The sequence below is a fragment of the Antrihabitans spumae genome (assembly GCF_043944905.1).
Taxonomy (GTDB): Bacteria; Actinomycetota; Actinomycetes; order Mycobacteriales; family Mycobacteriaceae; genus Antrihabitans; species Antrihabitans spumae.
This window is the reverse complement of record NZ_JBIMSN010000060.1, coordinates 34,051-45,304: the sequence shown is the minus strand read 5'-3', so window position 1 is coordinate 45,304 and position 11,254 is coordinate 34,051. Positions and strand designations below refer to the sequence as shown.

Below are 11,254 nucleotides of genomic sequence, written 5' to 3'. Positions count from 1 at the left end.
CAGTCACACCATCAGCGCTGGCAGATCAGGCTCCCCCGGCGTGGCATCGCACCCCATCGAGAGCATCGCGCCGACCGCCGGATCCAACCGTCGGAGCAGTCACACGCTGCGATCCAGCTTCATAACCGCCTCGACGTCGGCTCCGGCCCCGGAGGTCTCGAGTCGGACCTCGTTGCGTCCGAAAGCATGCAACAACAGCTCCGACGCCGGTCCACGCAGCGTCACCGACCGATCGCTCGGCCGCGTGACGGTCACCTGCTGACCGTCCGGTCTTTCCAGCACGATCGATACGGTCGCCTTGCGGTAGGACATGCGGGCCATCCTTTTCAGGACCGTCCACAGCTTTGCCTCGTCGGACGGGTCGAGAACGCGAGGTTCCCACCCCGGACTGCCACGCCGGACGTCTTCGTGATGAATGAACATCTCGGTCAGGTTCACAGCTGCGTCCAGCGGCTTCAGCGGCGACCAAATCGGCGGACCTTCACGGACCTGTTCGAGCAACTCCGTGAACGGCCGCTGCGCTGCTTTGCGACGCACACCCTCGGTGTACCCCGCGAGGGCGCTGATCAGAATCCCAGGAGACGCGTCGGGGCGGCGTTCTCGAATCACCAGGTGAGCAGCGAGATCTCGAACCGTCCACTCGCCACAAAGGGTCGGCGCGTCGGGTCCGATCTCGGCCATCGACACCACGAGGGCACCACGTTCACGCTGCGCGAAGCTCATGGTGCCAAGCTACACAGTCCGCAGTCCGACGCGGCAGATCTGCTCAGTTGCCGGAAACCGACTCCAGCGCGCGCCCCGACACCACGGCTGCGATGTCCGTTGCCCATTCCTTCGCCAGGTCACGAGGGCGGACCTTGCTCGAACCGTCGTGGCGTGCGTGTTCGCCAACCCGCTCCGCACCGAGGGCGATCAACTTGTCGGCGGCGATGTCGCTGCCGTGATTGAACGTGTCGTAGATGCTGTCACCGAGCCCGAACATCGCGAAGCGAAGGCCTGCGAGATCGGGTTGGTCGGCGTCGAGGTCGTCGAAGAACCCGACCGCGCCGGTTGGGAGTTCACCGTCGCCGTAGGTCGAGCACACGATGATGTGGAAGTCACTGGGGTCCAGGTCGGCGACGTCGTATTCGTCCATGCCGTAAACCGATGTATCCGCGTGCCGAGCGATGACGTCGGAAATGGTGTCCGCAATCTCTTCGGCGGTTCCGGTCTCTGTTCCGTACAAGATCACCACGGCCACGTCGTCACTCCACTTCGTCGAATGCTGGTCGGCAACGCCAGCTCGGTCCATACCGAGCATTAGCATAGCCTTACCTATGCCGGTTCGCCCAACCCCTGCGACGGCGCCCGACCCGGACCTGTCGTAGCGTGCCTGAGTGCCCATAACCGAGATCATCGTCATCGCACTCGCCGGTTTCGGCGCAGGCGCGATCAACGCGGTTGTCGGGTCGGGCACCCTGATCACCTTCCCGACCTTGGTCGCATTCGGCTATCCACCTGTGATCGCGACGATGTCGAACGCGGTAGGTCTGGTCGCGGGCGGGGTGTCGGGAACCTGGGGTTATCGCCGCGAACTCAAAGGGCAATGGTCGCGGCTGCGGTGGCAGATTCCGGCATCGTTCGTCGGTGCGGTAGTCGGCGCGTTCCTGCTGCTGCATCTACCCGAAAAAGCTTTCACCACAATAGTTCCCGTCCTCCTGATCGGGGCTCTCATCCTCGTCGTCACCGGTCCACGCATTCAGGCGTGGGCGAAGAAGCGTGCCGAGGACGAAGGCCGGACGGCAGCGGGCCCGAGTAGACGAAACACCATCGCGCTCACGGTGGGAACCTTCGCCGTCGGCATCTACGGCGGCTATTTCACTGCGGCACAGGGGATCTTGCTGATCGGTGTGATGGGAGCGTTGCTTCCCGAGTCGATGCAGCGGATGAACGCGGCAAAAAATCTGCTGTCGCTGGTCGTCAACGTCGTCGCGGCAGCCGCCTACACCCTCGTTGCGTTCGATCGGATCAGTTGGGCCGCAGCAGGACTCATCGCCGTCGGATCGTTGATCGGCGGCACCGTCGGGGCGCGGTACGGGCGCCGACTTTCACCGACGGCCCTGCGCGCCGCGATCGTCGTGCTCGGCCTGATCGGTCTCTGGCGCCTGCTGTCGTGAGTCCTTTCGGAGGGCGGAACCTCCGAAAGGACTCACGAGCGGCGAAGCCGCCTACACGCCGATAACGGTCGGCACGATCATCGGGCGGCGGCGATACTTGTCGGCAACCCAGCGGCCGACGATGCGACGCACGCCCTGAGCGATGCGATGGGTATCGGTGATGCCCTCGCCCGCCATCCGGATGATTTCTGCCTCGACCAGCTGCGCTGCTTCCTTGAGCGCGGCAGGATCATCGGAGAATCCTCGACCGTTCAACTCCGGCGGACTGACAGCCTTGCCCGAGGAATCGATCGCAACGGTGATCGAGATGAAGCCACCCTCACCGAGGACCAGACGGTCCGAGAGCGTCGATTCACCGACGTCACCGACCGACAATCCATCGACGTACACGTGCCCGACCGGCACCCGACCGACGATCTCGGCCAAGCCGTCGACCATGTCGACCACGACGCCGTCCTCGGCGAGCACAACGCGATCGGCAGGCACACCCGTTGCGATGGCCAGCGCCGCGTTGGCGCGCAGGTGTCGCCACTCGCCGTGGACCGGCATCGCATTCGTCGGTCGAACCGCGTTGTAGAGGTACAGCAACTCTCCGGCGGACGCGTGCCCGGAAACGTGGACCTTCGCGTTCTGCTGAGTGATGACCGTCGCGCCACGACGGGCCAATCCGTTCACCACTGCGAACACCGAGTTCTCGTTGCCCGGAATCAGCGACGACGCAAGGACGACGAGATCGTCCGCGCGGATGTTGATCTGTCGATGCTCGCCACGAGCCATCCGGGACAGAGCCGACAGCGGCTCGCCCTGCGACCCGGTGGAGATGAGTACCAGCTTGTCGTCGGGCATACCCGCGGCCGTGTCGATGTCGACCTCGACGCCGTCGGGCACGTTCAGATAGCCGAGTTCCTGCGCGATTCCCATGTTGCGCACCATGGATCGGCCGACGAAGCACACCCGCCGCTTGTATCGGTCAGCGACGTCGACGACCTGCTGGATGCGGTGCACGTGGCTCGCGAACGACGCGACGATGACGCGCTGCTTCGCCTTGCCGATGACGTTGTCGAGAACGTTGCCGATCTCGCGCTCGGGGGTGACGAAACCGGGAACCTCGGCGTTGGTCGAGTCGACGAGAAACAGGTCGACACCCTCGTCACCGAGGCGGGAGAATCCGGCGAGGTCGGTGAGTCGACCGTCGAGGGGCAGCTGGTCGAGCTTGATGTCGCCGGTGTGCAGGACAACGCCCGCGTCGGTGCGGATGGCAACCGCAAGCGCATCCGGGATCGAGTGGTTGACGGCGAAGTACTCGCACTCGAAGGGTCCGTGCGTCGTGCGCTCGCCCTCGGTCACCTCGATCAGCTTCGGACGCTGATGGTGCTCACGGCATTTCGCGGCAACGAGCGCGAGCGTGAACTTCGATCCGACGACCGGGATGTCAGGGCGAAGACGCAGCAGGAACGGCAACGCGCCGATGTGATCTTCGTGACCGTGGGTGAGGACGACAGCTTCGACGTCGGCCATCCGGTTCTCGATGTGGCGGAAGTCGGGCAGGATCAGGTCGACGCCGGGCTGTTGATCCTCCGGAAACAGCACACCGCAGTCGACGACGAGCAATTTGCCCTGGTGCTCGAAAACCGTCATGTTGCGGCCGATTTCGCCGATACCGCCGAGTGCGACGACGCGCAGACCGTTGCGCGGAGCCTTCGGTGGCGTGCCGAGGCGGGCGGTCGGATCGGTACTCTTCGGACGCGCATCGGGTCGACGCTGGGCTGCCGAATTCTGCGGCACCTGCTTGGGTCGATGCTGCGGCGGTCCAGCGTTGCGTGTTGCTCGCCCGCGTGACCTACGGGATCCGCCGTCGTTCCGCTCGCCCTGTCCCTGCTGCGTCACGTAAGCACTCCCGCGGCAACGAGATCGAGCGCGAGCAGATCGATCTGCTCGGTGGTCGGCGCAATCTGCGGCAGCCGTGGCTCGCCCACATCGATGCCGAGCAATCGAAGTCCTGCTTTCGACATTGCCACTCCCCCTAGTCCAGCCATCGCACGCACAAGCGGCGTCAGGCTCAAATTGATTGCGGCAGCGCGGACGATGTCGCCCGCGAGGTAAGCCGTGCGCATCTCGACGAGACGCGGCGCGGCGAGGTGCCCGATAACACTGATGAATCCGGTTCCGCCAACCGACAGCCACGGCAGGTTCAGTCCGTCGTCGCCCGAGTAGAACGCCAGATCTGTCGTCCCGATGAGTTCCGCACCTGCGAGCAGATCGCCCTTGGCGTCTTTGACGGCAACGATATTGGGGTGTTCGGCCAAGCTGCGGATGGTCTCGGTCTCGATCGGCACCACCGAACGCGGCGGAATGTCGTAGAGCGCGACGGGCAGATCCGTCGCATCGGCGACGGCCGTGAAATGCGCGAACAGGCCCGCTTGCGGCGGCTTCGAGTAGTACGGCGTGACGACGAGAAGGCCGTGCGCTCCCGCTCGGGCGGCGTCTCGCGCCAATTCGACGCTGTGCGCGGTGTCGTTGCTGCCTGCACCGGCGACGATCTTGGCGCGGTCGCCTACGGCTGCGATCACCGCACGCAGCAGTTCGAGCTTTTCGGTCTCGGTAGTGGTCGGCGATTCGCCCGTCGTACCGGCGAGGACCAGTCCATCGCAGCCGTGGGCTACCAAATGATCCGCGAGACGGACGCCTGCGTCGATGTCCAACTTACCTTCGGAGGTGAACGGGGTCACCATTGCGACGGAGACAGTTCCGAAGGCGCGCACGGCAGCCGGTGCGGAATCACCATTAATCATGGTCAGAAGGCTACCCGGTACCACGGGGTCACAATGCCCTAGGTGAGCGTGTTCGGATTGGGTGACGTCAACCGATTCCTTGACTGACGTCACTTTTGACATCACGATGGTGTCATGGAACTCATTGAAGCAACCGCCCGCCTGCGCGACGACCTCCGTGCCGCTGCCGCTCTCGGTGACGAAAAGACCATCGCGATAGCCGATGCCCTCGCAGGCGCCGTCGAAACTTCTGCGCAATTGATGCTGCTCTCGGCACTTTCGACGTTCGCCGGTGAAGTATCGGACGCACTCGGCGACCGCACCGTGCACGTCGAACTGCACGGCACGGAGGCAGTCGTCGACGTTCGCCGCAAAGAGAAGGAAAAGTCCGAGTCCGACCCCGCTGCCGACGACTCGGGCGAACATCCGACCTTCGAAGAACTGACAGGCGACATCAGCCGAGTGACACTGCGCCTGGTGGAACAGATGAAGGCCAAGGCCGAGGAAGCAGCGGCCCAAAGTGGCGTATCCCTCAATTCCTGGGTCTCGCAAGCGGTTCAAGGAGCGTTGCGCGACCAGTGGGGCAGCATGGGCGGCGGTATGGGCGGCGGCAAAAACGGTCCGACCTGGCGTTGATCCGAACTAGGCTCCGAGCCGGGCAGACGAACTGTCTCCCCACGACGAGCGGAGCCACACCAATGACGGTGACAGGTACGAAAGAGTTCGACATCAAGGCGACGCCCGCCGACGTCATGGCAGCGATCGTCGCCGTCGAAGACTTGCCGGGATGGTCCGGACCGCACAAATCGGTCACCGTCGAGACCAGATTCGAAGACGGCCGACCCCACCGGGTCCGCGCCGACGTCAGCGCGGTCGGATTCACCGACCATCAGATCACCGACTACACCTGGAACGGCGACGACTACATGTCGTGGTCGTTGCAGGACAGCACACTGCAGGCTGTCCAAGAAGGCACCTACCGGCTGACTCCGACCGCCAAGGGCACACACGTGCACTTCGACCTGGCGCTGAAACCGAAGATCCCACTGCCCGGTTTTGTCGTAAAGAAGGTCCTGAGCATTGCGATGGACACCGCGAGCAAGGGTTTGACGAAGTTCGTCGAGTCGCGCTGACTCAGAACGTCGCCGATCTAGAACTTGGCGGCAAGCATCGCGGCCAGATCACCGCGTTCACCTATCACGATCTCGTCGATCTCGAGCCACTTCGCCATCCGACGGAGCGCGTCCGCCAATTCGCTTGCAACGCGGTCGGTTCGGTGTCCGTCCTCGGTGAAGGCCGCGGGAACGAGCAGCCGGCCGGTGCCTCGCTCGGCACGGAGATCGACCCGGCCGACCAGTTCGCCGTCCAGCAGGAACGGAAACACGTAATACCCGTGCACGCGTTTGGGTTCCGGTGTGTAGATCTCGATTCGGAAATGAAAACCGAAGATCTGCTGGGTCCGCGGGCGGCAGAAGATCAGTGGATCGAACGGGCACAACAGCGCGGACCCGGTGATCTTGCGTGGCGCGCGCGCTTCGGAGTGCAGATAGGCCGGCTTGTCCCAGCCGCTGACGGTCACGGGTTCGAGCACACCGCTGTCGACCAGCTCGGCTATCGCCGGTTCGGTCTGAATTCGCTTGAGCCGGTAGTAGTCCCGTAGATCGGGTTCCGTCGCAATCCCCAACGCCCGAGCCGACCGGGTGACGAGTTCGCGGATGGCGTCGGCCTCGTCGACGTCTCGTTCGCGCACGTGCGCCGGGATGACTCGCTCGGTGAGGTCGTACTGCCTGGTGAAGGCGACACGTTTGTCGACCGACAACTCGCCCGAGGCGAACAGCTGCTCACAGACGATCTTGGTGTCGCTCAGGTCCCACCACGACGACCGTTTGGGTCCGTTGTTGCCGCGTTCGAGATACTTCTCGATCGCTCCGGCTCCCGCAGGCCCGACCTCGGCGACCGCTGCGAGCACATCGTCGACGAGGCCGGGGTTCCGCTCGTTCACCCTGCGTGCGTGCGACCAGCGACCGAACTCGAATTCGCGCATGCGCCACCGCATCAGCGGCCAGTCCTCGACGGGCAGCAGCGCCGCCTCGTGCGCCCAGTACTCCACGAACTGGCGCGGTTTGCGCGCACTGTGCGACCACACGGCATCGTCGAGCAACGTCCGGTCGTACTCGCCGATCCTGCTGAACACCGGTGCATAGTGAGCTCGCACGACGGCAGACACCGAGTCGATCTGCAGCAGTTGTGTTTTGTCGACCACGCCGAGCACCGTTCGGCGGGTGGGCGCACTCGCGGGCAACCGCCCTGCGAAACCCTGGGCGGCTAGTGCGATGCGGCGCGCCGTCGCAGCGCTGATCTGACGCATACCCCAAACCCTGCCACGAGGCACCGACACATGGATCATGGGTCCATGACCGACGTGTGGAGTCACCTCGAAGCCGAACGACTCGACCTTGCCGACTTCCTCGACACCCTCACACCCGAGGAGTGGAATACCCCGTCGCTGTGCGGCGAATGGCTGGTTCGCGATGTGGCAGCGCACCTGGCGATCGGCGCCTGGACTCCCCCGGTCCCGACCGTACTCGGCATCGCCCGCAACGGATTCAGTCTCGATCGCTGGATCGCCGCAGACGCCAAGCGCCTCGGTGCCGACGACCCTGCGGTGATCACGGCTCGCTTGCGTTCAGTCGCGGGTTGGCGCAAACATCCGCCCGGCATTCCCAAGACAGCGCCGCTGATCGACGTGTTGGTGCACGGCCTCGACATTCGACGCCCGCTCGGCAAGCCCCGCGCTATTCCTGCCGGACCTTTCGGCATCGCTGCCCACGATTTCACTCGTCGCGGCATCACGGCATCGAAGTTCGGCAGCCGCGCGCGTATCGCCGGACTTCGGTTGCAAGCCGACGACCTCGACTGGTCGACCGGCGACGGTCCGGTGGTCAGCGGCAGCAGCGCCGCGATACTGCTGATGTTCGCGCAACGTCCCGTCGAACCGGACGAGTTCACCGGGGACGGCGCGCCCGCCCTGTACGCACGCCTGCGGACCTGATCAGGCCGGATCTGCCTGCTCGACCGTCGTCGAGATGCGGCCGTCCCGATCGAATTCGGTTCGCCGGTCCACAGCCGGACCGCTGACCAGCACGGTCGCGAGAAAACGTTTTCCACGAGGCAGCACCCGCACCGTCACCGACCCCTCGTTGGCGCCGTCGAGTTCCTGCGCGGCGATCCGCAGCACCGTCTTACGTACCCCCGAGCCGACATCGGCGAACCCGCCGTCGTCGAGCAGAACGACCTCGACACCGCGGCTACGAGCGCCCCTCGTCGCGGCGACGACCTCCGCCGACGACAGTTGCGGAGCGCGCAGACCATCGCGCAACTCGGCCTCGAGCAGGCGACACTCCTCTCGTTCGGCCAGGTCGAGAGCCTCACCCCGTGCGATACGCTCGAGCACCGGTCGGGCCAGCTCGTCGAGTCGATCGAGCTGCCTGTCGCGTTCCTCGTTCTGCGCGGCCATGGTCGCCTCGGCGGCCGCACGTCTCGTCGCGTCCGCGCGCAGATCGGACAACGACTGGATAGCCGGACGCATGATCACCATGAACACGGTGACGGCAGCGACGGTGCCGACCGGAGCCGTTGCGCCGACGATGCCGGACAAGCCGAGGTCCGTGCCGCGGTCCACCTGCGCGACCACGACGCCCGTCGCCGCGACACCGATCCACGCGTAGGCGGTCCGACCGCGAATGATCAACAGACACAGCACAAGTGAATACGCGAAGGCCGTCCACAGAATGTGACTGTCCTGACCGGGTGCGCGGGTGTTGGACAACGTCGCGTAGGTCGCGACGGGTCCGATAATCATGATCAGGAATGTGTAGGGCAGCGGGATCGGGTCGCGTCGCGACAACACGACGATCGTGGCACTGACTCCGATCGCCGCGTAACAGACCACGACCAACGAGGCGTTGTTCGTCGTGTCGAGGTTCTGCAGCATCACCATGACAACGGTGAGCAACAGCAACCCGAGCATCAACCACGCCGGTCGGCCACGAAGTCCGAGCAGTCCGCGCAGGTCGACGTCGCTAGCGGATTCCATCGGACCCCCAGACCAACGTGACGGTGGTTCCGCGTCCTGGCGACGATTCGACGAAAGCGGCACCGCCAGGCAACTCGCGCATTCTGCCGAGAATGCTCAACGACACTCCGAGTCGATCGGTCGGCACGGCGGCAGGATCGAAGCCTGCGCCGTCGTCGATGACGGCAACACGTAGTCCTCCCGCACCGACCGTCGCCACGATCTCGCGCCGCACGTCGCGACCGGGCTCGGCGGCATGACGCAGACTGTTGCGCAGGGCTTCGCTCAGCGCAGCAGCGATCGTCTCCGCAGCCTGAACAGGCAGTTTGAGGTCGTCGAACCCGGCTTGCTTGCGCGCCGTGAAGATCACTCGCGTATTCACCTGAACAGCAGCAGCGCGCAGGAACCCGATCGCTGCGGCCGCGTCGTATTCCGACCGATCGACGGCCTCGGACCGGAATTCATTCATTTCCTGCAGCGTGCGGCCGGCCTGCTCGGCAAGGATCGCGGATTCGCGACCACGCGAGGCGTCGAGCAACGTCGACAGCACACCGTCGTGGATCAGGGCCGCGAACTTCGCGCGTTCCTTGGTGCGGGCCGCGACCGCGGCGATCGCGGCAGCCTCCCGTGCCGCTCGGCTGGATTCGGTGTCGAGCAAGGTCGTCGCACGAACGGCGAAGACGACAACCCACGCGAACAGACCTGCCGTGCAGAAGCCGCGAACCGCGTGCTGGACGTAGTCGAACAAGGCCGAATCACCGGCGCCGTAGCGCGCGACGAACGACGCAATGATCGACGTGACGACGAGGTAGGCAAGGGTGATCTTCGGCGTCCAGACGAGTGCGGCCGCGACGGCACCGATTGCGATGATGCGGCCGATCCACGACGCCTGACCCTCGAGTCCACCGAACTCGCCGGCCAGAGGGAACACCGCCACGCTGAGCAGATAGTTCACGGCAAGCGCTGCGGCGATTCGGCGCACGCTCGTCAGCTGAGCCTTGATCCCGGCAACGGCCAACGCGAGGCAGAAGCCGACGACGAGCACGACAGCCGCTGGCGTCCACCATGATTCGAGCAGCCGCGCCTGATGGACGATCTCAGGCGAGTCCATCGCCGCGTAGATGACACCACCGAGCCCGATCGTGACGGCAAGCGAACGGGTGACACGTTCGTTGGCGCGCATCGCGCCGTACGTCGAAACTGTGGCGTCGGTGACGGCTGTCATCCCTCGGAGCCCGCTCAAGACTGCAGGTGCGGCGACTCGGGAACGGGTAGCCACCCGTCCTCCACTGCGCGCTTGTACAGATCGGTTTTGGTCGGCGCCGGACGACCGGCGTCGGAGTACTTCTGCCTGATTCGCGAGAGGTAGTCGTTGACCGTCTGCTCCGACAGGCCGGTGAGACGCGCCACGCGAGACGCCTTCTCCCCCGATGCGTACAGGGTGAGCACTTCCTCCTGGCGTGGACTCAACCCGACGTCGGACAATCTCGGGTCGCCGTCGATAGCCGCCGCCCAGTCGGTGGTCACAACCTGTGCACCCGACGCGGCGCGCCGCACCGCATCGACGACGTAGGACGCGTCCTCCGACTTCCGAATGACGCCGAGCACGCCGGCACGTGCAGCGGACCGAACCAGAAACGCATTCTCCGCCCCGGTGAAGACAAGGACCTCGACGCCATGTTCGCGCAGCGTGCGGACGTTTTCTTCCGGAACCGAACCGTCTGCCAGACGCAGGTCGAGCACGACGAGATCGAGATCGTGGGTTTGGTCGAGCAACTCGCGAACCGTCCCCGCCGAAGCAACGACCTCCAGATCGGCTTCGGCCGACAACATCGCAGACACGCCGATGATCACGGATTCGTGGTCCTCGACCAAGCCGATTCGACGCAACGCGGCGGCGATCATGTCGCGCCCTCCTCAGCTCTGAATGTCCAACGACGGGTTGCCGGTGCCACAGGTAAGGCTCCGCACGGATGGGCCAGCCATCCGTGCGGGGCGCTTGCCCGACCCCGTAACCAGTCTTGTCCACAATGTCGGTTCCGAATACCCGCCAAAACTGGGGGCAGAGGTTTCCCTCTCCGTCACGCGTCTCCTGCAACAGTCACTGCCACCGTCGCACCGAGTTCGTAGCACTGCTCCCGCGTCTTCGCATCGATCGGACCGACGATCTCGAGGGTATGGGCACCGATCTCGCCAGCCATCTGCAGGTGTACAAGTCGGCTACACAGGCCGACATCGACTGGGCGCTCCAA

The 11,254-nt window shown here is 64.9% G+C and carries 12 protein-coding genes and 1 pseudogene; 4 read left to right on the top strand and 9 right to left on the bottom strand.

The window, feature by feature from the left end; translation table 11 throughout:
* Positions 1 to 99: 99 nt before the first annotated feature.
* Both ACHIRB_RS14465 and ACHIRB_RS14460 read right to left on the bottom strand, forming a co-directional pair.
* Complete coding sequence (locus ACHIRB_RS14465; RefSeq protein WP_395123780.1) at positions 100 to 723, bottom strand: TIGR03085 family metal-binding protein; 624 nt, start codon at positions 721 to 723, stop codon at positions 100 to 102.
* A 43-nt stretch (positions 724 to 766) separates the two neighbouring features.
* Positions 767 to 1,240, bottom strand: a complete 474-nt coding sequence (locus tag ACHIRB_RS14460) for a flavodoxin domain-containing protein (RefSeq protein WP_395112176.1) — start codon at positions 1,238 to 1,240, stop codon at positions 767 to 769.
* A 136-nt stretch (positions 1,241 to 1,376) separates the two neighbouring features.
* Between ACHIRB_RS14460 and ACHIRB_RS14455 the strand changes: the two genes are divergently transcribed.
* Positions 1,377 to 2,156, top strand: coding sequence for a sulfite exporter TauE/SafE family protein (locus ACHIRB_RS14455; RefSeq protein ID WP_395112177.1), 780 nt, complete (start codon positions 1,377 to 1,379; stop codon positions 2,154 to 2,156).
* Between the two features lie 51 nt (positions 2,157 to 2,207).
* On the opposite strand, the gene ACHIRB_RS14450 is transcribed toward ACHIRB_RS14455, so the two are convergent.
* Positions 2,208 to 3,941 (bottom strand): ribonuclease J, encoded by a 1,734-nt coding sequence (locus ACHIRB_RS14450; protein WP_395123852.1) that lies wholly within the window; start codon positions 3,939 to 3,941, stop codon positions 2,208 to 2,210.
* 98 nt (positions 3,942 to 4,039) lie between these two features.
* The gene (dapA, locus tag ACHIRB_RS14445; RefSeq protein WP_395123779.1) at positions 4,040 to 4,948 is read right to left on the bottom strand and encodes a 4-hydroxy-tetrahydrodipicolinate synthase; all 909 of its coding nucleotides are present in this window, start codon (positions 4,946 to 4,948) and stop codon (positions 4,040 to 4,042) included.
* Between the two features lie 114 nt (positions 4,949 to 5,062).
* On the opposite strand from dapA, the gene ACHIRB_RS14440 reads away from it, so the two are divergent.
* Complete coding sequence (locus tag ACHIRB_RS14440; RefSeq protein ID WP_395123778.1) at positions 5,063 to 5,563, top strand: toxin-antitoxin system HicB family antitoxin; 501 nt, start codon at positions 5,063 to 5,065, stop codon at positions 5,561 to 5,563.
* Between the two features lie 62 nt (positions 5,564 to 5,625).
* Positions 5,626 to 6,060: an SRPBCC family protein gene (locus ACHIRB_RS14435; protein WP_395123777.1), complete on the top strand. Its 435-nt coding sequence runs from the start codon at positions 5,626 to 5,628 to the stop codon at positions 6,058 to 6,060.
* A 17-nt stretch (positions 6,061 to 6,077) separates the two neighbouring features.
* On the opposite strand, the gene ACHIRB_RS14430 is transcribed toward ACHIRB_RS14435, so the two are convergent.
* Positions 6,078 to 7,295: a winged helix-turn-helix domain-containing protein gene (locus ACHIRB_RS14430; protein WP_395123776.1), complete on the bottom strand. Its 1,218-nt coding sequence runs from the start codon at positions 7,293 to 7,295 to the stop codon at positions 6,078 to 6,080.
* A 45-nt stretch (positions 7,296 to 7,340) separates the two neighbouring features.
* On the opposite strand from ACHIRB_RS14430, the gene ACHIRB_RS14425 reads away from it, so the two are divergent.
* The gene (locus ACHIRB_RS14425) at positions 7,341 to 7,979 is read left to right on the top strand and encodes a maleylpyruvate isomerase family mycothiol-dependent enzyme (RefSeq protein WP_395123774.1); all 639 of its coding nucleotides are present in this window, start codon (positions 7,341 to 7,343) and stop codon (positions 7,977 to 7,979) included.
* Here the strand turns inward: ACHIRB_RS14425 and ACHIRB_RS14420 are convergent, their stop codons facing one another.
* From ACHIRB_RS14420 to ACHIRB_RS14405, 4 genes and pseudogenes are all read right to left on the bottom strand, one after another.
* Positions 7,980 to 9,023 carry a hypothetical protein gene (locus ACHIRB_RS14420; protein WP_395123773.1) on the bottom strand — a complete coding sequence of 348 codons (1,044 nt, stop codon included), beginning with the start codon at positions 9,021 to 9,023 and terminating at the stop codon, positions 7,980 to 7,982.
* On the bottom strand, positions 9,010 to 10,227 hold the full coding sequence (locus tag ACHIRB_RS14415) for a sensor histidine kinase (protein WP_395123772.1): 1,218 nt from the start codon (positions 10,225 to 10,227) through the stop codon (positions 9,010 to 9,012). The genes ACHIRB_RS14420 and ACHIRB_RS14415 overlap by 14 nt, the downstream gene beginning before the upstream one ends.
* A 14-nt stretch (positions 10,228 to 10,241) precedes the next feature.
* Complete coding sequence (locus ACHIRB_RS14410) at positions 10,242 to 10,907, bottom strand: response regulator transcription factor (RefSeq protein WP_199706407.1); 666 nt, start codon at positions 10,905 to 10,907, stop codon at positions 10,242 to 10,244.
* 176 nt (positions 10,908 to 11,083) lie between these two features.
* Positions 11,084 to 11,203 (bottom strand): annotated as a pseudogene (locus tag ACHIRB_RS14405) (flavodoxin); the annotation flags it as partial.
* Positions 11,204 to 11,254 lie beyond the last annotated feature (51 nt).